The 18,340-nt window shown below is 64.9% G+C and carries 20 protein-coding genes; 10 read left to right on the top strand and 10 right to left on the bottom strand.

Annotated features, from left to right (window positions below; all coding sequences use genetic code 11):
* The first annotated feature begins 8 nt into the window (after window positions 1-8).
* Window positions 9-836: a type I methionyl aminopeptidase gene (gene map / locus ACFVTD_RS02400; RefSeq protein ID WP_387557538.1), complete on the top strand. Its 828-nt coding sequence runs from the start codon at window positions 9-11 to the stop codon at window positions 834-836.
* Window positions 837-941: 105 nt separating this feature from the next.
* Here map and ACFVTD_RS02395 read toward each other — a convergent pair whose 3' ends face one another.
* The 3 genes from ACFVTD_RS02395 to ACFVTD_RS02385 all read right to left on the bottom strand — a co-directional run bounded on the left by ACFVTD_RS02395 (window position 942) and on the right by ACFVTD_RS02385 (window position 4,244).
* Complete coding sequence (locus tag ACFVTD_RS02395; RefSeq protein WP_387557535.1) at window positions 942-2,291, bottom strand: ABC transporter substrate-binding protein; 1,350 nt, start codon at window positions 2,289-2,291, stop codon at window positions 942-944.
* Window positions 2,292-2,367: 76 nt separating this feature from the next.
* Window positions 2,368-3,288 carry a carbohydrate ABC transporter permease gene (locus ACFVTD_RS02390; protein WP_387557532.1) on the bottom strand — a complete coding sequence of 307 codons (921 nt, stop codon included), beginning with the start codon at window positions 3,286-3,288 and terminating at the stop codon, window positions 2,368-2,370.
* Window positions 3,285-4,244 (bottom strand): carbohydrate ABC transporter permease, encoded by a 960-nt coding sequence (locus ACFVTD_RS02385; protein WP_387557529.1) that lies wholly within the window; start codon window positions 4,242-4,244, stop codon window positions 3,285-3,287. Before ACFVTD_RS02385 ends, ACFVTD_RS02390 begins: the two co-directional genes overlap by 4 nt.
* Window positions 4,245-4,468: 224 nt before the next feature.
* Here ACFVTD_RS02385 and ACFVTD_RS02380 point away from each other — a divergent pair, with 224 nt between their 5' ends.
* The 8 genes from ACFVTD_RS02380 (at window position 4,469) to ACFVTD_RS02345 (ending at window position 9,712) form a co-directional block, all read left to right on the top strand.
* Window positions 4,469-5,404: a P1 family peptidase gene (locus ACFVTD_RS02380; protein WP_387557527.1), complete on the top strand. Its 936-nt coding sequence runs from the start codon at window positions 4,469-4,471 to the stop codon at window positions 5,402-5,404.
* A gap of 171 nt (window positions 5,405-5,575) precedes the next feature.
* Window positions 5,576-5,797 carry a translation initiation factor IF-1 gene (gene infA / locus ACFVTD_RS02375; protein ID WP_009358723.1) on the top strand — a complete coding sequence of 74 codons (222 nt, stop codon included), beginning with the start codon at window positions 5,576-5,578 and terminating at the stop codon, window positions 5,795-5,797.
* Window positions 5,798-5,868: 71 nt separating this feature from the next.
* A complete protein-coding gene (gene rpmJ / locus ACFVTD_RS02370) occupies window positions 5,869-5,982 on the top strand; it encodes a 50S ribosomal protein L36 (RefSeq protein WP_009358722.1) in 114 nt (37 codons plus the stop codon).
* Between the two features lie 184 nt (window positions 5,983-6,166).
* Complete coding sequence (rpsM, locus tag ACFVTD_RS02365) at window positions 6,167-6,541, top strand: 30S ribosomal protein S13 (protein WP_003803743.1); 375 nt, start codon at window positions 6,167-6,169, stop codon at window positions 6,539-6,541.
* A 54-nt stretch (window positions 6,542-6,595) separates the two neighbouring features.
* A complete protein-coding gene (gene rpsK / locus ACFVTD_RS02360; RefSeq protein WP_009358720.1) occupies window positions 6,596-6,997 on the top strand; it encodes a 30S ribosomal protein S11 in 402 nt (133 codons plus the stop codon).
* 130 nt (window positions 6,998-7,127) lie between these two features.
* Window positions 7,128-8,138, top strand: a complete 1,011-nt coding sequence (locus ACFVTD_RS02355; protein WP_013601812.1) for a DNA-directed RNA polymerase subunit alpha — start codon at window positions 7,128-7,130, stop codon at window positions 8,136-8,138.
* 69 nt (window positions 8,139-8,207) lie between these two features.
* Window positions 8,208-8,786: a 50S ribosomal protein L17 gene (rplQ, locus tag ACFVTD_RS02350; protein ID WP_387557525.1), complete on the top strand. Its 579-nt coding sequence runs from the start codon at window positions 8,208-8,210 to the stop codon at window positions 8,784-8,786.
* Window positions 8,787-8,818: 32 nt separating this feature from the next.
* On the top strand, window positions 8,819-9,712 hold the full coding sequence (locus ACFVTD_RS02345; RefSeq protein WP_387557522.1) for a tRNA pseudouridine synthase A: 894 nt from the start codon (window positions 8,819-8,821) through the stop codon (window positions 9,710-9,712).
* A 69-nt stretch (window positions 9,713-9,781) separates the two neighbouring features.
* Here the strand turns inward: ACFVTD_RS02345 and ACFVTD_RS02340 are convergent, their stop codons facing one another.
* Window positions 9,782-11,443, bottom strand: coding sequence for a sensor histidine kinase (locus ACFVTD_RS02340; protein WP_387557519.1), 1,662 nt, complete (start codon window positions 11,441-11,443; stop codon window positions 9,782-9,784).
* 250 nt (window positions 11,444-11,693) lie between these two features.
* Between ACFVTD_RS02340 and ACFVTD_RS02335 the strand changes: the two genes are divergently transcribed.
* Window positions 11,694-12,476: a response regulator transcription factor gene (locus ACFVTD_RS02335; protein WP_387557516.1), complete on the top strand. Its 783-nt coding sequence runs from the start codon at window positions 11,694-11,696 to the stop codon at window positions 12,474-12,476.
* A 3-nt stretch (window positions 12,477-12,479) separates the two neighbouring features.
* Here the strand turns inward: ACFVTD_RS02335 and ACFVTD_RS02330 are convergent, their stop codons facing one another.
* The 6 genes from ACFVTD_RS02330 to ACFVTD_RS02305 form a co-directional block, all read right to left on the bottom strand.
* On the bottom strand, window positions 12,480-12,962 hold the full coding sequence (locus tag ACFVTD_RS02330) for an Hpt domain-containing protein (RefSeq protein ID WP_387557513.1): 483 nt from the start codon (window positions 12,960-12,962) through the stop codon (window positions 12,480-12,482).
* 94 nt (window positions 12,963-13,056) lie between these two features.
* Complete coding sequence (locus tag ACFVTD_RS02325) at window positions 13,057-13,941, bottom strand: type II secretion system F family protein (protein ID WP_387557510.1); 885 nt, start codon at window positions 13,939-13,941, stop codon at window positions 13,057-13,059.
* 6 nt (window positions 13,942-13,947) lie between these two features.
* A complete protein-coding gene (locus ACFVTD_RS02320; RefSeq protein WP_387557507.1) occupies window positions 13,948-14,880 on the bottom strand; it encodes a type II secretion system F family protein in 933 nt (310 codons plus the stop codon).
* A gap of 10 nt (window positions 14,881-14,890) precedes the next feature.
* Window positions 14,891-16,369 carry a CpaF family protein gene (locus ACFVTD_RS02315; protein ID WP_387557504.1) on the bottom strand — a complete coding sequence of 493 codons (1,479 nt, stop codon included), beginning with the start codon at window positions 16,367-16,369 and terminating at the stop codon, window positions 14,891-14,893.
* Window positions 16,369-17,562, bottom strand: a complete 1,194-nt coding sequence (locus ACFVTD_RS02310; protein ID WP_387557501.1) for an AAA family ATPase — start codon at window positions 17,560-17,562, stop codon at window positions 16,369-16,371. Before ACFVTD_RS02310 ends, ACFVTD_RS02315 begins: the two co-directional genes overlap by 1 nt.
* Window positions 17,559-18,314: a Flp pilus assembly protein CpaB gene (locus ACFVTD_RS02305; protein WP_387557498.1), complete on the bottom strand. Its 756-nt coding sequence runs from the start codon at window positions 18,312-18,314 to the stop codon at window positions 17,559-17,561. Before ACFVTD_RS02305 ends, ACFVTD_RS02310 begins: the two co-directional genes overlap by 4 nt.
* Window positions 18,315-18,340 lie beyond the last annotated feature (26 nt).

Genomic DNA, 18,340 nt, shown 5'->3' with positions numbered 1-18,340 from the left:
GACACACCATGGCCTTCGGCCAGCCCCGCATCGAATTCAAGAACAACGCCCAAATGCGCACCATGCACGAAGCCGGCCTGGTCCTCAGCCGTGCTTTGGATGCCGCCGTTGCCGCCGCGGTGCCCGGGGTCACCACCAAGGACCTTGACGATGTCTTCGCCGCCGTCCTCAACAAGGCAGGTGCCAAGTCCAACTTCCTGGGCTACCACGGCTTCCCGGCCACCATCTGCACCTCGGTGAACGAGGAAGTGGTGCATGGCATCCCCGGCAGCCGGGTCCTTGAGGACGGCGATATCATATCCATCGACGGCGGCGCGATCGTCAACGGTTGGCACTCGGATTCGGCGCGCACTGTGATCGTGGGAACGGCCGACCCGGAGGACCAGCGGCTCTCCGACGTGACCCAGGCCGCCATGTGGCGCGGGATCGCCGCGCTTGCCAGCGGTTCGCACGTGGGTGACATCGGTGCCGCCATCGACGACTACGTCTCCTCCGTTCCCGGCAAGCCGCTCGGCATCCTGGAAGACTACGTGGGCCACGGCATCGGCTCCGAGATGCACATGGCGCCGGATGTCCTGAACTACAGGACCAACCACCGCGGCCCCAAGATCAAGCCGGGGCTGTGCCTGGCCATCGAACCCATGTTGGTCCGGGGCAGCATCGACACCGCGGTCCTGGAGGACGACTGGACCGTGGTGACAACTGACGGCAAGCGCTCCTGCCAGTGGGAGCACTCGGTGGCGGTCCACGAGAAGGGCATCTGGGTACTTTCAGCGCCCGACGGCGGCGCGGAGCACCTGGTGCCCCTCGGCGTTACCCCGGTGCCCATCCCTTAGGGACACGCACATCTGCCTGCGACGCAAAAAATCCCTGTCGACCCCCAAATAATGGGGTCGACAGGGATTTTGCGTATCGCCGGCGCTTTTGCGGGTCAGAAACCGCTAGGACTTCAGCTTCGGCTTCACGTCCTTGTCGTAGATGCCCTGCAGGGTGGTCTTCAGGTCCGTCATGGTGGACTTGACGTCGCCCTGCTGGGTGAGGATCTTCGCTGCGGACTTCGCCATCTCCTGGTCGGCGCCCGGCAGGAACACCCTGGCGTTGTCCTGGACCTTGGTCGCCGCGAGCTGGTCCATGGCGGTCTTGATCTGCGGTGTCTTGGCCAGGACCGCCGTCATGTCAGCCGACTTGCGGGTGGGCATGTAGCCGGTGGCGGCGGAGAACTCCGCGGTGCTCTCCGGCTGGGTAACGAAGTCCAGGAACATACCGGCGGCCAGCTGTTCCTCCTTGGTGATGCCGCTGGGGATGCCCAGGCCGGCGCCGCCCGTGGGGCAGACGTTGGTCTGCGCTTTCGGGCCGCCGGGGAGGAAGCCGACGCCCACGTTGAACTTCGCCGATTTCAGGATTCCCAGCAGCGAGCCGGTGGAGGAAATGGTGGTCGAGGTCAGCCCGGCGGAGAAGTCGTCCGCTGCTTCCTTGGAGGACACGCCTGCCCACTTGTCCTTGTAGATCGAGTCCTGGGCCCACTGCAGGGCGGCCACGGAGTCGCTGGAGTCGCAGGTGATGTCCCACTCCTTGGACCAGCCGCCGCCCCAGCCCCAGAGCATGTTCTGCAGCGTCCAGCCTGCGTAGCCGGCCAGCGCGGGGTAGATGTAGGCGTACTGGGCGCCGGAGCTTGCCTTCAGCTTGGGGGCCCACTCAGCGAATTCCTGCCAGGTCTTCGGTGCACGGTCCGGCAGCCCGGCCGCGGCGAAGTGATCCTTGTTGTAGTAGAACAGCGGAGTGGACCGGCCGTAGGGGAGCGCCCACTGCTTGCCGTCGTACTTGTAGTCGTTGACCAGCGACTGCTGGAAGTCGTCCATCTTCATGTTCAGCTGCTTGGTGAGGCTGTCCACGGGAATGATGCTGCCGTTGGTGTAGTAGCGGAACCACCACACATCGGAGAGGACAACCACACCGGGGAGGCCCGATTTGGCCGCCTGCGCGGTCTGGAACTTCTGGGCAATTTCCTCGTAGTTGGCCCCTGCGGTGACCAGGTTTACGGTGATGCCGGGGTTCTTGGCCTGGAACTTCCCGATCAGGCTCTTCTCAACGTCCTGTGACTGGCCCGGGTGGCTGGACCAAAAGTCGATCTTTGCTGCCGGCTTCACGCCGCTGAAGTCGATGTCGGCTGCCTGGGAGGTGGCTTGGCCGCCGCCGGTTGTCGAGGGTCCGCCGCATGCGGCCAGGGCAGCGGCAGAGGCGGTGACCCCTGCCAGGCCCAGGAAGTGCCTCCGGTCCAGGTGAAGTGTCATGACAGTTCCTTTCGGTTGTGGCCTGCGGAAGGGTTGGAGTACTAAAAGGTTGGAAAGTACGACGGCGGCCGGCGGCTTAGCCGGTCACGCTGCCCTGGGTGAGGCCCGCCACGATGTAGCGCTGCAGGGCCGCGAAGATGATCAGGATGGGAACGATGACAAGGACGGCGCCGGCCATGAGGACGCCCCAGCCGGCAGCGTTGCTCTCGTTGTTCTGCAGCAGGGTCAGGCCCACCGGCAGCGTCATGGTTTCAGGCCGGTCCGTGATGATGAGCGGCCAGATGTAGTCGTTCCATTCGGTCACGATGGTCACCAGCGCCACGGTGGCGATGGACGGCACGGACACGGGGACCACGATCTGCCAGAGCCGGCGCCAGTGGCCGGCCCCGTCCATCTCGGCCGATTCCAGGATGGAGGCCGGCAGGGTCCGGAAGTGCTGCCGCAGCAGGAAGGTGCCGAAGGCGGTGCCCAGGCCGGGGAGGATGATGCCCCACAGGGTGTTCTTGCCGCCGATCCCCGCGATGAGGATGAAGTTGGGCAGGATGGACACCTGCGGCGGCACCATGAGGGCCACCAGGATCAGCAGGAAGATGAAGTTCCGGAACGGGAAGCGGACAAAGACCAGGGCGTACGCCGTCAGGATGGCCAGCAGCACCTTGATGGTGGCCCCTGCCAGCGTGACGATGGTGCTGTTCAGGAAGAACTGTCCGAAAGGGACCGTGGTCATGGCGGTCCGGTAGTTCTCCAGGTTCAGGGTTTCCGGAAGGATCTTCAGGTCGGTGGTGACAATCTCGCCGGACTGCTTGAAGGAGCTGAGCACCATCCACATCAGCGGCAGGAAAACCACCAGGGTGGCAATGATCAGGGGCAGGTAGCCGCCCACCACGGTCTGGACCAGGTTCCGGCGGGAGAACGGCCGGTCCCGGCGGAGGCCCGGATCCGGGGTGGAGACGGCGGGAGCTGTGGGGTCCGGGCTCACCGGTGAGAGGGATGTCACGAGTAATGGACCTTTCGTTCCACGAACCTCAGCTGGAGCACGGTGATCACCAGGAGGATGGCGAACAGGACTACGGAAATGGCTGCCGAGTAGCCGGCCCTATTGTAGGCACCGAAGGCCTGGAGGTACGCCTCGTAGATCAGGGTGCTGGTGCCGGTGCCAAGGGGCGTCATGATCCTGATGAGGTCGAAGGCCTGCAGGGAGCTGAGAAGGGTGGTGATGAGGAGGAAGAACGTGGTGGGGGACAACAGCGGAAGCGAGATGCTGACGAACCGGCGGAACCCGTTGGCGCCGTCAAGCGATGCCGCTTCCATGACTTCCGTCGGCAGGGACTGTAGCCCGGCAAGGTAAACCACCGCGCAGTAGCCCAGGTTCTTCCAGACGTACACCAGGATCACCATCACCAGGGACAGCTGGGGATCGTTGATCCACTGCGGACTCTGCTGGCCGATGCCGCGGAGCAGCCAGGCCAGGACGCCGTAGCCGGGATCGAAAATGAACAGCCACACCAGGCCCACGCCGACGCCCGAGAGGACGTAAGGGGCAAAGACCGCGGAACGTGCGAACGTGGTGCCCCGGACCTTCGCATTCAGGGCCAAGGCCACAAGCAGTCCCAGGACCATCGAACCGCCCACGGTGACCAGGGTGAATACCGCCGTGGTGCCCAGGACTTTCGGTGCGTCGTTGCTGGTGAAGAAGGTGACGTAATTGCCCAGGCCCACCACGGTGGCCGAGGGCGAACCCAGCGTCCAATCCAGGGTGGAGTAGTACATGTTGCTGAACAGCGGCCGGTAGGTGAAGACGGCGATCAGCACCAGGTTGGGCAATGCCATGGCAAGGAAAACAAAGAAATCGCGGCGGCTGCGTGCGGTCCATCGTCTGCGAGGTACCTTGGCGGGACCAGCTCCGGGGTCAGTGGGCCTGGTGGAGGGGCGCGGGGAGAGTTGACGTGTCATGCGGATCTCTCACGGGTTTCGGAGCCAGCTTGTGGCCGGTCTCGCGGGTAAGTGGAATCAAGCCATTACTTCACCACATTGTTGGTAGGCGAAACCCCTGAAAAAGCCCTTCTCCTCGAATAGTTAACAAAGGCTTCGTTGCCCATTAACCCTGTGTTGTTTGCAGTCTCGCATAAAGTTTGTCCCTGCGGCAGGGGCGCGCCAGCAGAGGGGACAATAGGGGCATGGGAACCATTACCGATGTTTCGGGGATCCGCGTGGGCCACGTCCAGGAGGACACCGACGGCTGGCTGACGGGCGTCACCGTTGTCCTGCCGCCACCGGGCACGGTGGGCTCGGTGGACGTCCAGGGCGGCGGTCCGGCCACGCACGAGACCGATGCCCTGGACCCCACCACCCTGGTCCGCACTGTGGATGCCGTCGTCCTCACCGGCGGCAGTGCCTATGGGCTGGCGTCTGCCGCCGGCGCCCAGCGCTGGTGCGAGGAGAACGGCCGCGGCTTCGCCGTCCCCGGGGGAGTGGTGCCCATTGTCCCCGCCGCCGCCATCTTCGACCTGGGCAGGGGCGGGAACTTCTCCGCACGGCCGACGCCGGAGATGGGCTACGCCGCAACGGCCGCCGCTGCGGCACAAAGGGAAGGGCACGACGTCGGACGCGGCAACGTGGGCGCCGGCACCGGCGCACTCATTGGCAGGGGGCAATACAAAGGGGGCGTGGGAACGGCGTCCATCACCCTTGATAACGGCGTCGTAGTAGGGGCACTGGCCATCGTCAACGCACTCGGGCTCCCGTTTGGCACGACGGCCCAGCCGGCCGGGCCCAGCCAGGGCACACCGCCGATGAACACCACGCTTGTCGTCGTCGCCACCAATGCGGTTTTGGACGTTGCCGAGTGCAAGAGGACTGCGTCTGCATCCCATGCCGGGATTGCCCGGGCCTTGAATCCAAGCCACACCCTGGCCGACGGCGACACCGTTTTCTGCCTGGCAACCGGTGCCATGGCACTCGACCGCTCCGACGAAGCTGCCCGGCAGGTCAGCCTCATCACGCTCCAAAGCGCGGCAGCCGACGTCGTCCGTTTTGCCATCCTCGACGGTGTGGCCGCAGCTGATCCCGTAAGCACTCCCGCGGGTGAATATGGTGCGTACCGCACCGCGTAGGCTACTATGGCCGATTTAACTTTTACCGGCCAACAGGGTAGTGTTGTTTGTTGGTTGTCTGGACTGCCACCCCCTTTTGGGCCTGGAGACGGCAATCGATCCAACAAAAACGTTCGCGGTCATGCCCGGTGCAATCCGGCGGGGCTGCGGCAACAACAGTTAGCGGAGGGTATGGCCAAGAAGGACGGGGTCATTGAGATCGAAGGCGTTGTGACCGAGGCGCTGCCTAACGCGATGTTTCGCGTTGAGCTCACCAACAAGCACATCGTTCTGGCACACATCTCTGGAAAGATGCGTCAGCACTACATCCGGATCCTCCCCGAGGACCGCGTAGTGGTGGAGCTGAGCCCGTACGACCTCACCCGTGGTCGTATCGTCTACCGCTACAAGTAAATTGCTGGGCGGCTTCAGTGAACGCTGAACGCTGCTCCAGTTGACCAAACTGCTACACGCAAAGGAATGCCATGAAGGTCAAGCCGAGCGTCAAGCAGATCTGCGAAAAGTGCAAAGTGATCCGCCGTAATGGCCGGGTCATGGTGATCTGCGAGAACCCGCGCCACAAGCAGCGCCAGGGCTAATTTCCTTCCCTGAAGGAAATCCTGGGTTGCTAACCCACGCAAGTAAATAAAGGCAGCACAAGCTGATCTGGAACATTGAGCTCGAAAGAGTCCGGACAGCTAACCCCCGGTCGGAGGCTGGGGCCGCACGGAACGTGCGGGTGTACTGCCTACGACCTCCGGTTTATCAAGGAGTACTGCCACTATGGCTCGTCTCGCTGGCGTAGACATTCCCCGCGAAAAGCGGCTGGAAATTGCGCTTACTTACATCTACGGCGTGGGCAAGACCCGTGCACACGAAACCCTGGCTGCCACTGGCATCAGCGCTGACGTCCGCGTCAAGGACCTCACTGATGCACAGCTGGTTGAGCTGCGTGACTACATTGAAGGCAACTACAAGGTTGAGGGTGACCTTCGCCGCGAAGTAGCAGCAGATATCCGCCGCAAGGTTGAAATCGGCAGCTACGAAGGCCTGCGCCACCGCAAGGGCCTGCCCGTACGCGGTCAGCGTACGAAGACCAACGCACGTACCCGCAAGGGCCCGAAGCGTACCGTCGCCGGCAAGAAGAAGGCCCGTTAAAATCCCCGCCCGGGATTTACGGACTTTCCCCAATAACTTTCTGTAGGAGAAAAAATGCCCCCGAAGACTCGTGGCGCGGTTCGCAAGCCGCGTAAGAAGGACAAGAAGAATATCGCGCTTGGCCAGGCGCACATCAAGAGCACCTTTAACAACACCATCGTTTCCATCACGGATCCGACCGGCGCTGTTATCTCCTGGGCTTCCTCCGGTGAGGTTGGCTTCAAGGGCTCGCGCAAGTCCACCCCGTTCGCTGCCCAGATGGCTGCCGAAGCCGCTGCCAAGCGTGCGCAGGAGCACGGCATGCGCAAGGTAGACGTTTTCGTCAAGGGACCGGGTTCCGGACGCGAAACCGCCATCCGTTCGCTGCAGGCCGCAGGCCTCGAGGTTGGCTCCATCCAGGACGTCACCCCCGCAGCGCACAACGGCTGCCGCCCGCCGAAGCGCCGCCGCGTCTAATTCTTTTCCGCAGCAGGAGCTTGCCCGGACCAGCGATGGTCCGGGCAAGCCCAGCGCGTTAAGTCTTCAGACCGAATTTCCACCACCTGTGTTGCGTCATATAGCGGATGCTCGCCGAAAGGAAACCTAAGTGCTCATTGCACAGCGCCCCACCCTCTCCGAAGAGGTCGTCTCCGAAAACCGTTCGCGTTTCATCATTGAACCGCTGGAACCGGGCTTCGGCTACACCCTCGGAAACTCCCTCCGCCGTACCCTGCTCTCCTCCATCCCCGGTGCTGCCGTAACCAGCATCCGGATCGATGGTGTGCTGCACGAGTTCACCACGGTTCCGGGTGTCAAGGAAGATGTCACCGAGATCATCCTTAACATCAAGAGCCTCTCGGTTTCCTCCGAGCACGACGAGCCCGTCGTGGCTTACCTGCGCAAGCAGGGCCCCGGAGTCGTCACCGCCGCGGACATCGCTCCGCCGGCCGGCGTCGAATTCCACAACCCGGATCTGCACATCGCCACGCTGAACTCGAAGGGCAAGTTCGAACTCGAACTGACCATCGAGCGCGGCCGCGGCTACGTTTCGGCAGCTCAGAACAAGTCCGGCGACGCAGAGATCGGCCGTATCCCGGTTGACTCCATCTACTCGCCGGTACTGAAGGTTACTTTCCGCGTGGAAGCAACCCGTGTTGAGCAGCGCACCGACTTCGACAAGCTGATTGTCGACGTCGAGACCAAGCAGGCCATCGCCCCGCGCGATGCCGTTGCTTCCGCAGGCACCACCCTGGTGGAACTGTTCGGTCTGGCCCGTGAGCTGAACACCGCAGCTGAAGGTATCGAGATCGGTCCGTCGCCCACCGACGCTGCCCTGGCAGCCGACATGGCACTGCCGATCGAGGATCTGGACCTCACCGTCCGTTCCTACAACTGCCTCAAGCGTGAGGGCATCCACACCGTGGGTGAACTCGTTGCCCGCTCCGAGGCTGACCTGATGGACATCCGCAACTTCGGTGCCAAGTCCATTGACGAGGTCAAGGCAAAGCTGGTTGAACTGGGCCTGTCCCTCAAGGACTCGCCTCCCGGTTTTGACCTCGCAGCACGCGCCGCAGCAATCGAAGAGGACGACGCCGCCTTCGGCGACGACGAACTCTAAACCAGACCTTGGCCGTCCGGGCTGCACCATGGTGTGCGGCCCACGGCTTCCACATGAGGAGATACAATTATGCCTACCCCCACTAAGGGTCCGCGCCTCGGCGGCGGTCCGGCTCACGAGCGTCTCATGCTCGCGAACCTGGCCTCATCCCTGTTCGAGCACAAGCGGATCACCACCACGGTGACCAAGGCCAAGCGCCTGAAGCCGTACGCAGAGCGCCTGGTGACCTTCGCCAAGCGTGGCGACCTCGCATCCCGCCGCCGCGTGCTCGGCCTGATCAGCAACAAGGGCGTCGTCCACGAGCTGTTCACCGACATCGCCCAGGCTGTGGAGAACCGCGACGGCGGCTACACCCGCATCACCAAGATCGGCAACCGCAAGGGCGACAACGCTCCCATGGCTGTCATCGAACTGGTCCTCGAGCCGGTTTCCGCCAAGCAGGCCGTTGTAGCCGAGGCTACCCAGGCTGCTGCCAAGGCTGCTCCGGCCGCCGAGGAAGCTCCCGCTGAAGAGGCTCCCGCCGCTGAGGAAGCTGCTGCAACCGAAGAGGCACCTGCCGCTGAGGAAGCTGCAACCGAAGAGGCTCCCGCCGCTGAGGAAGCTGCAACCGAAGAGGCTCCCGCTGCTGAAGAGAAGGACGCGAAGTAATTCGCTGATTCCCTTCGCATAGACTTAGGTCTGTGAACCACCAAAAACCCGCGGCCCCCGTTCCAGGGGGCGGCGGGTTTTTGCGTATCCGGCTTGATCTTTCGTACGACGGCGGCCCGTTCAGCGGGTGGGCGCTGCAGCCCGGCCTGCGGACCGTCCAGGGCGTCCTGGAGGAGGCCATCGAGCTCCTGGTCCGGCGCCAGGTGCGGGTCACCGTTGCGGGCCGGACCGATGCCGGCGTGCATGCCCGCGGCCAGGTGGTCCACCTGGACCTCACTGAAGCCGAGTGGCTGGGACTGCCGCGCGGGCACGACGTGGATCCCGCCGTCGCGATGCTGCGGCGCCTCCGCGGCACCCTGAACCGTTCGCTGGGGGACCTGCACGGAGCCGTGGAAGTGCATTCCGTCGCCCTGGCTCCTGCGGGCTTCGACGCCCGGTTCTCCGCCCTCTGGCGGCGCTACAGCTACCGCATCGCGGACGGGCCTGCCCTCTGGGATCCGCTGGAGCGGTACTTCACCTTATGGCACAAGAATCCGCTGGACGTGGACCTGCTCAACGACGGCGCCTCCCGGCTGCTGGGCTTGCAGAACTTCCTGTCCTTCTGCAAGCCGCGCGAGGGGGCCACCACCATCAGGGAACTGCAGCGGTTCGAGTTCCGCCGCGGCGAGGACGGCGTCATCGTGGCCACCGTCCAGGCGGACGCGTTCTGCCACAACATGGTGCGCGCACTGATCGGCTCCGCTCTGTATGTGGGGGAGGGTGCTGTGCCGCCGGGCTGGCTGCACGAGCGGCTGCTGCTGCAAAAGCGGGACGCGAAGTCCGTCCTTGCCGCCCCGCATCCGCTGGTGCTGGAGGAAGTGGCCTACCCCTCGGACAGCGAGCTGCTGGCCCGCGCCGAACAAACCAGGGCCGTCCGCGAGCACTGACCACTCATCGACTGCTCCGTATCTGTCGTTTTCGGGCGTCAGAACGACAAGTGCTCAGCAATCGATGCGTTAGAACGACGGCGGGGGACCCTCTGCGGGGAGGGTCACCGTGAACGTGCTGCCTTGGCCTTCGCCGCTTTCGCACATGATGGTGCCGCCGTGGCGCTCCACGATCATCCGGGTGATGGAGAGGCCCAGGCCTGCTCCGGGGATGGCCGCCTTTTGCGCCGACTCGGTGCGGAAGAAACGGTTGAATACCTTGGTGACGTCGTCGTGGGACATGCCCATCCCGGTATCGGTGACGCTCAGCCGCACCCACTGCCTGTCCGCCGTCGCGCTGATGCTGATCGTTCCGCCATCCGGTGAGTATTTGATGGCGTTCGAGACCAGGTTGTCCAGCACCTGCCCGATCCTCAGGGGGTCCGCGTAGGCCCACAGGGGCGACGGGACGTCGGCGGCGATTTCTACGTGGGACCGCTGCGCCGAGGCCAGGGCTGAACTGAGGCTGGTCTCCACCAGGCTGGCGAGGTCGGTCCGCTTCGGGTGGACGTTCAGGGCGGTGGAAGCGGTAAGGTCGGCCACCAGTTCCAGGAGCCGCTCCGCGTTCCGCTGGACCACCAGCAGCCGCTGGGCCAGGTGGGGTGGCAGGCTGTCCGCCTCCTCCAGCACCAGGTCCACGTTGCCGATGATCGAGTTCAGCGGGTTCTTGAACTCATGCGAGACGTTGGAGATGAGGTCCTGGTTGGCGGCGAGGGATTCAACCCAGCCCGTGACGTCGGTGTAGACCACAACGGCCCCGGTGAGCCTGCCGTCCTCGCTGACCAATGGACGCGCCGCCGTCGACACGGCGCGCTGATCCGGGCCTTCACCTGCCCAGACCAGGTAGTCGGCGAAGGATTCCCCTGCCATGGCGCGGCTGATGGGCCGGCGGTCAGGGGAAAGCAGGGTGTGCCGGTCCTGGCCGAAGATGAGCTGGTGCCCCTGGCCCGGAATGGCCTCGTCGGCGCCCGTGGCACGGCGGAAGTTGCGCTGGCGGCTGTTCGAGACCAGGAAGTGGCCGGAACGGTCGACGGCGGCGATTCCGACGTCGGTGGCGTCCAGGACGGTTTCGAGCAGCTTCTCCCGTTCCCGGCTTGCCGCCAGGAGGTTCCGGAGCTCGCGGTCCTTCTCCGCCAGTTCGCGCTGCTGCAGGCGCAGGTTCACGCTCGCGAACCGGATGGCAAGGGAAACGGCGAGCATCATCACGGGAAAGAGAACCACGGTGGTGAGGTCCGATGCGGTGACGGCGGGCAAATGGCCTATGGCTGTGGGCGCCATGATGAGGAACGGCCCCAGGAAGCTGAGCACCAGGCTGCTGCGGGCCAGCATTCCGGATGCGGAAAGCCAGATGACCGGGAAGACCACCAGGACCGCCAACCCCGGCAGGAGCGGTGCCGCACCGTTGCGCATGAGACCGATGGCTACGAAGTCCAGGACCGGGATCAGCAGGTAGGGCCTGTGCGGCAGGCGTTCCCAGGGAACCAGGAAGCAGGCCAGGAACAGGAGTCCGTGCAGGGCCAGGCCGGCCCCGTACCACGGGCTGCCCAGGAGTGATGGCCACGCGGAGGGCGTAATCAGTGCGATGACGGCCACTACGACAGTCAGGGGGAGCTGGCACAGTACCACTTGGGCGCGTGGTCCCAGCCGGCGGAAGATGCGGCCGGGCCCGCGGTGGAACAATGCCTCAGCCATGTGTCTGACTCGTACCCCTTCCCAACTGGATCGCAGGCCCCGAGGGGTCTTTGAATTGCTTTCCGTACCCGCTTCTTACCCTTTCCCGTCCATACTGCACAGCTCTTGTCATAATAATTGACTTTTCAATTTTCCGGGCGAATACAGATGTGATCAGGAAGGCTTACTAGTAGCGTATAAATGGTTGGAGCGGGAATGGCATTGGCGCTGGGCCAATGGGGGGCCATCTCCGCCTGGCGCAGGGATAGCAATGGACGATCTTGGTGTAGCTGTAGTAATCGAAGATGACGCGGATGTACGGAACCTCCTGGAAGGCGTACTGACACAAGCGGGCTTCGAAGTGCATACAGCTGTTGATGGGCGGGCCGGGGTTGAGGTGGTCCGCAGCAAGCAGGCCAACGTTGTCACGCTGGATATTGGCCTGCCGGATATTGATGGGTTCGAGGTTCTGCGGCGAATCCGGAATTTCAGTAATGCGTACGTGGTGATGCTGACGGGACGGACGGAAGAACCGGACCTCCTGTCGGCGCTGAATGCCGGTGCGGACGACTACATCGCCAAACCTTTCAGGCCCCGGGAACTCCGGGCCAGGGTGGCGGCGATGATGCGCAGGCCCCGGCATGAGGTTGCGGGGGAGCAGCCGTCCACGCCGCACTGGGGACAGGCCGCGGCTCCTGCCGTGAACGCCGACCCTGGGGTGCTGCGGCACAACGGGCTCCTGCTGAACCACCGCACACGCACGGTGGAGGTTAAGGGCGAGCCGCTGGGACTGACCCGCAGCGAATTCGACCTGCTGCACGTCCTGCTCAAGGGCGGCGGCGCCGTGTGCACCAGGGCTGACCTGGTACGGGCCGTGCGGGGCGACTTTTATGACCACGACACGTACATCAGCGAGGCGGATGAGCGGGCCGTGGAGGTGCATGTGGGAAACCTGCGGCGCAAGCTCAAGGAGGACCAGCTGTCGCCGCGCTGGCTGCAGACCGTCCGCGGGGTGGGCTACCGGCTCGCACCGCGCCGGCCCGATGACGCCTGAGCGTCAGCCCTTCTCCAGGATGTAGGTCGACTGGAGCTCGGATACCGTCCGGGCTCCGTCCTTCGCCACCCCGGCCATCATGGCCTGGCCCTGGACAAAGTCGCCCTTCCGGATGAGGCCTTCGAGGACTTCGGCGAGCCTGGCCAGCCGGACACCGCCCACCATGGCGGAGCTGATCTTCAGGCTGATGACGGCGTCCAGGGCAGAGGCCTCGTCCCCGGTGTCCACCGCCGTTCCAAGCCGTGCCAGGCGCAGGTCCCACATGGCGGCATAGTCGCGGGCGAAACGCTGGGCCAGCCCTGATCCGGCAAGTTCGTCTTCGAGTTCCGCCAGCACGGCGGCGTCAATCAACGGCAAGAGCGCAGCCGCTTCGAGTGAGAGGGCCGTGCGTGCGGCCTGTCCGGGAGCGGCAGGCAGCGGGACGCCGGCCAGCGGGGAGTCCACAGCGGGGCTCTTTCCGCTGGAACCGGGATCCTGACTCTGCATTGTTCAAGGCTACTTCCTGGAAATCCTTCGGCGTTCAATTTCTTATCATTCTGTGTAAACCTTGAGGCAACCTTGCCGTCGCCCTGCGTATCGGTTATTGTCCGCTAAACGTCATCACCGTGTTGATCACTGCCGGTCCCAGAATGGCGATGAAGAGAACCGGGAAGATGAAGAACAACAGCGGGAAAAGGATCATGACCGGCAGTTTCATGGCCTTTTCCTCGGCCCGCTGGCGCCGCTTGACGCGCATCACCTTCGCCTGGACACGCAGGACCCGGCTGATGGCGATTCCGTACGTGTCAGCCTGGACCACTGCCTGCACGAAGCTCCGCAGCTCAGGGATGTTGGTCCGTTCCGCCAGGGCGATGTAGGACTCGCGGCGGCTGCGGCCCACCTGCATGTCCTGCAGGGTGCGGACCAGTTCCTCGGCCAGCGGGCCCTTGCCGTTCTCGCCCGCGCGGGCCATGGCGCCTTCGAAGCCGAGCCCAGCCTCCACGGAGATCAGCATCTGGTCCAGCGTATTGGCCAGTTCAAGCTGCATGGCCTTTTGCCGTTCCTGGCCCTTGCTGTACAGGAGCAGGTCCGGGATGAAGTAGCCAAGGACCAGGACGAAGATCCCGGCGAGCTTCATGATCGGCGAGTTGCCGATGGAGGTCAGGTAGAGGCCAACCGCCGCACCTGCCACGCCGAGCCCCAGCTTGGACCCCAGCACCTTTCCCAGCGGCATGGTGGCGGGCCGGCCGGCCAGGGACAGGAGCCGGTCCAGGAAGGCCACATAGGCCGGGGGAGTGAGCCGCCGGCCCAGGGATTCGAGCAGTCCCCGCTTGGAGGCGGGCGCCACGGCGACGGACGGGGCACCGCGGGAGAGCAGGTCGGTGACCGCGACGCGGCCCTGCTTGTCCACGGTGAGGACGGACCAGGCCACCGCCCCCAGGGGGATGCAGACCAGCAGGACGGAGAGCAGGACGATGAGGTTCATGGGTCCTCAGAACTTCAGGTCGATGATCTTGCGCATCCACAGCGCACCGATGGTCATCAGGACAAAGGACGCACCGATCATTATCCAGCCCAGGGGATGGGTGAACATGGCGTTCATGTAGTTGGGACTTACGGCCAGCAGCATGGCCACGATGCCGAACGGCATGGCGATCAGGATGTAGGCGGAGAACTTGCCTTCCGCGGCCAGGGCCTTGATGTGGCCCTTGATCTCCGCGCGCTCGCGGATGGTTTCGTTGACCTGGTCCAGCACCTCGGCGAGGTTGCCACCCACCTCGCGGTTGATCTGGATGGCCTGCGAGATCCACACGAAGTCCTCGTTCTTCATCCGGTCGGCGGTGTCGTTGAGGGCCGCGAGCAGGTCGCGGCCAAGGCTGGTCTCGGTGATCACCCGGCGCATCTCCTCGGAGGTGGGCTTCTGCGATTCGGTTGCGGCGGCGTCGATGGCACGGAGGATGCTGTGCCCTGCTCGCAGGCCGCCGGAGAGCAGTTGCAGCGTGTCGCCCAGCTGGCTGTCGAAGGCCGTGCGGCGCTTGCCGGCCAGGAATCCGAGGACCAGTTTGCCCACGAAGGGTGCCAGCAGGGCGAGAAGCAGTCCCATGACGGGGCCAACCGTGACCAGGCCCACCAGCATGCCGACGCAGGCGCCGATCCCCACCAGGAGGAAGAACTCGGCCTGGCTGAGCCGCAGGCCTGCGTTCTCCAGTTCCGCTCGGGTGAAGAGCTTGACGTTCCGGCCGGCGAGGAGTCGTTCGAAGGACCTGACTGCGGACAAGGCCACGCGGGTCAGCGAGGACGGCGGCTCGGGTTCAAACGGGCGACGGCGGTCCAGCGGCACCGTGGGGGCGCTCGGCAGGAGCACGGCCACGCCCAGCAGGCAGATGGCTGCGAGGAGGATGACGCTTCCGATGGCGATGATCATGGCCGCGTCCCTATTTCGCGCCCGGGCCCAGCGGCGTGGCAAACACCGCAGGGGACACATGGATGCCGAGGTCCTCGAACCGGTCAATGAAGCGGGGGCGAATGCCGGTGGCCACCGGCCGGCCCATGAACCGGCCCTGCGCGTCCACGCCCGCCGAGTAGTCGAAGACGAAGGCGTCCTGGAGGGTGACGATGTCGCCTTCCATGCCCTGGACCTCCGTGACGTGGGTGATGCGGCGGGAGCCGTCGCGGAGCCGGGAGATCTGGACGATGAGGTTCACGGCGGAGGCGATCTGTTCCCGGATGGCGCGCAGCGGCAGGTCCATCCCCGCCATCAGCACCAGGGTTTCCAGGCGGGCCACGGCATCGCGGGGCGAGTTGGAGTGCACGGTGGAGAGGGAGCCGTCGTGGCCGGTGTTCATGGCCTGGAGCATGTCCAGCGATTCACCGCCGCGGACCTCGCCCACCACGATCCGGTCCGGGCGCATACGGAGGGAGTTGCGGAGGAGCTCGCGGATGGTGACTTCGCCCTTGCCCTCGGTGTTGGGCGGGCGGCTTTCCAGCCGGACCACGTGCTCCTGCTGGATCTGCAGTTCCACGGCGTCCTCGATGGTGACGATCCGCTCGTCGTGCGGGAGGAAGGAGGATAGGACATTCAGCAGCGTGGTCTTGCCCGTGCCGGTACCGCCGGAGACGATGATGTTCAGCTTCGCCTTGACGCACGCGTTCAGGAGCTCGGCCATCTCCGGCGTCAGGGTGCCGAAGTCGATGAGGTTGCGGACGGTCAGCGGGGTCTTGCTGAACTTACGGATGGTCAGCGAGGAGCCGCCGACGGCCAGCGGCGGAATGACCGCGTTCACGCGGGAGCCGTCCTCCAGCCGGGCATCCACCAGCGGGGAGGATTCGTCGATGCGGCGGCCCACCTTGGAGACGATCCGTTCGATGACTTTGCGTAGGTGCTCCTCGGAGCTGAAGCGCGATTCGGTGAGCGTCAGCTTGCCTTTGCGTTCCACGTAGATCTGGTCCATGCGGTTGACCATGATTTCGGTGACGGCGGGATCGTCAAGGAGGCGCTGGAGGGGGCCGTAGCCCAGGACGTCGTCGGCAACGTCCTGGACCAGCCGGGTGCGTTCCTCGGGGGTCAGCGGCACCTGTTCGGCGTCGACGATGCGGGTGAGTTCCTCTTTGGCGGTGCTCCGCAGCTCCCGTTCAGTGACGGCGGCGTCGTTGAAGCGCGTTCCCATGCGTTCGAACAGGGCGGTGGCCGCCCTGTCCTTCATGGCCGCGAAGACGTCCACCTTGGGTGCGCTGGGCACCAAGGGGGTGCCGGCGTCGTGCGTTGAATGCACGACGGCGCCGTGTGCCGGCTGGTGCCGCTCCGTGCTTTCCGCGGGGGTCGGCGAAGGCGCGGGTGCCGGGGGCTCGAGCAGCGCGGTTCCGGCTGCCTGGCTGCGCGCCTGGACCGCGTTGATGCGTTCGGAGAGTTTCATCAGATGACCACCCTTCGGTGAAGTTTCCGCTGGGCCTGTGTGCGCCATGCCGGGTTGAAGCGCTCCACGAGCTGGCGGAGGCTTTTGACGGCGGGGTCCTTCTTGGAGTCCTGGAGGACGGGGATGCCGCGGTTGGTGGACAGGGCCACGGCGCGGGAGCGGGGGATGCTGACGTCCACGGGCGCGCCGATGGTGGATTCGACGTCCCTGACGTTCAGGCCGGATTTGGCGTCGGCCATGTTGAGGACCACGTGGCGGGATTCGGGCATGATGTCCAGCTGGCGCAGGACTTCGAGGCCGGAGCGGAGGCCGCGGAGGCTGGGGATGTCCATGGCGCTGACCCAGACCACGTCGGTGCACTGTTCCATGGCGGCGAGGCCGATTTCCGGCATGCCGGGGGCGGTGTCGATGACCACGTACTGGAATTCCTGGGCCAGTTGTTCCAGCAGGTGGCCGATCTGTTCCGGGGTGATGTGGTCCGCGTCCACGGGGTTGGGCGGGGCGCAGAGCGCGTAGATGCCGGCCGGGTGGACCGTGAGAAATGCTTTGAGGACCAGCGAGTCTTGGGCGGCGGCGGGGGTGACGGCGTCCGTGACAGTGTGCTGCGGGTTGAGGTAGAGGCCGGAGGCGACATCCCCGAACTGCAGGTCCAGGTCCACGATGACCACGCTCATGGGCGCGATCTGGCCCAAGCCGATGGCGATGTTGGTGGCCAAAGTGGTCTTGCCAACGCCGCCCTTGGGGGAGAAGACACCGATGACCAGGCCGCTGCCGCTCTCTGCCTGCTGTGCCTCGGGGCCGCGGTTGCGGGTGGCGAAGGACTGGCAGGCGCGTTCGAGCAGCACCCTGATTTCCGCGGCGTCGGCCTGCGGGCTGAGGATGTCGCGGATGCCGGCGCGCATGGCGTAGAGGAGGTAGTCGGGGTCCACGTCGCTGACCAGGACCAGGCTGAGGCCGGGGAGCTGGACGTCGAAGACCTTGGCGAACCGCAGCCCTTCTTCATACGGCACGTCAGGGCCGATGATCAGGACCTCGGGCTGTTCCTGGTTGAGGAGGCCGAACAGTTCCGCCGGGCCTGCGGGGAGGATATCGCTGGCGATGGTCTGGACGGTGCCGCGCAGTCCATGGGCGACGGCGGCGCGCAGCTTCTGGTCGAAGTCGCCGTTGGGGGAGAGGAGGACGAAGCGGCTCATTTGTACACGTTGTCCTTCCTGGCTGTTGCGGGGCCGCTGTCTGTTGCATCCAAGGGCTCCTTGGTGAGCCAGAGTTCGCCGTTGATGGAGGTGAAGATGATCTTGTTGGCGTCGACGTCGTTGACGGCGACGGTCACCATGAAGGATCCCTGCGGGAGTGTGGTGTCCTGCGGGTTGGTCCCGTCCGTGGGCTTGGCGCTCGGCGTTGCCTGGGGCGCGCGTTGGACGGCGGTGACCAGTGCCTTGCGGATCGTGAGCTGGGTGGTGGGGTCACCCGCTTTGGCCTTGTCTGCCCCTGATGCGAAAATCAAGGCGATGCCAACGTGGTCACCGGCCTCTAGTCGGCCGCCCACCACACGCTTGGCCTCCAGCTCGAAGGTCACTTCCTGCAGGCCTGCCGGCACCTTGGCGGCGCTGTTGCTCTTGACGTCGGCGGGGGCAACGAGGCGCTCGGCGAGGAGCTGTTCGCCGGGAACCAGATCCACGGCGGCCACCTTGCCAGCGGAGTCGTCAAGGTTTTTGAGGGCGGTCTTGGAGACGGCCGTGGCCGGCACCTGCTGCACGGTTACGGATGCCCTGACAACGTCGAGGGAAGAACCGGCCGGTACGGCCTTAGCGACTACCAAAACGCTGGTCGGATCCATATCCTTCATTGCGCGCTGGTCGGCGCCTTGCGCGTAGGAGACCATGAGGACCGCTCCGATGATGGCCAGCACTACTGCTGCTACACCGGCCAACATACGTGACTTCACTGACTGCTCCTGGATCTTGCTGACGG

This window comes from Pseudarthrobacter sp. NPDC058119 (assembly GCF_042884655.1).
GTDB lineage: Bacteria > Actinomycetota > Actinomycetes > Actinomycetales > Micrococcaceae > Arthrobacter.
The sequence above is the reverse complement of the archived record's forward strand: the minus strand, read 5'-3'. Positions and strand labels throughout refer to the sequence as shown.

Coding starts and splice junctions, on each gene's coding strand:
- map (WP_387557538.1), top strand. CDS start 9: ATGGCCTTCGGCCAGCCCCGCATCGAATTCAAGAACAACGCCCAAATG.
- ACFVTD_RS02395 (WP_387557535.1), bottom strand. CDS start 2,291: ATGACACTTCACCTGGACCGGAGGCACTTCCTGGGCCTGGCAGGGGTC.
- ACFVTD_RS02385 (WP_387557529.1), bottom strand. CDS start 4,244: ATGACACGTCAACTCTCCCCGCGCCCCTCCACCAGGCCCACTGACCCC.
- ACFVTD_RS02380 (WP_387557527.1), top strand. CDS start 4,469: ATGGGAACCATTACCGATGTTTCGGGGATCCGCGTGGGCCACGTCCAG.
- infA (WP_009358723.1), top strand. CDS start 5,576: ATGGCCAAGAAGGACGGGGTCATTGAGATCGAAGGCGTTGTGACCGAG.
- rpmJ (WP_009358722.1), top strand. CDS start 5,869: ATGAAGGTCAAGCCGAGCGTCAAGCAGATCTGCGAAAAGTGCAAAGTG.
- rpsM (WP_003803743.1), top strand. CDS start 6,167: ATGGCTCGTCTCGCTGGCGTAGACATTCCCCGCGAAAAGCGGCTGGAA.
- rpsK (WP_009358720.1), top strand. CDS start 6,596: ATGCCCCCGAAGACTCGTGGCGCGGTTCGCAAGCCGCGTAAGAAGGAC.
- rplQ (WP_387557525.1), top strand. CDS start 8,208: ATGCCTACCCCCACTAAGGGTCCGCGCCTCGGCGGCGGTCCGGCTCAC.
- ACFVTD_RS02340 (WP_387557519.1), bottom strand. CDS start 11,443: ATGGCTGAGGCATTGTTCCACCGCGGGCCCGGCCGCATCTTCCGCCGG.
- ACFVTD_RS02335 (WP_387557516.1), top strand. CDS start 11,694: ATGGACGATCTTGGTGTAGCTGTAGTAATCGAAGATGACGCGGATGTA.
- ACFVTD_RS02330 (WP_387557513.1), bottom strand. CDS start 12,962: ATGCAGAGTCAGGATCCCGGTTCCAGCGGAAAGAGCCCCGCTGTGGAC.
- ACFVTD_RS02325 (WP_387557510.1), bottom strand. CDS start 13,941: ATGAACCTCATCGTCCTGCTCTCCGTCCTGCTGGTCTGCATCCCCCTG.
- ACFVTD_RS02320 (WP_387557507.1), bottom strand. CDS start 14,880: ATGATCATCGCCATCGGAAGCGTCATCCTCCTCGCAGCCATCTGCCTG.
- ACFVTD_RS02315 (WP_387557504.1), bottom strand. CDS start 16,369: ATGAAACTCTCCGAACGCATCAACGCGGTCCAGGCGCGCAGCCAGGCA.
- ACFVTD_RS02310 (WP_387557501.1), bottom strand. CDS start 17,562: ATGAGCCGCTTCGTCCTCCTCTCCCCCAACGGCGACTTCGACCAGAAG.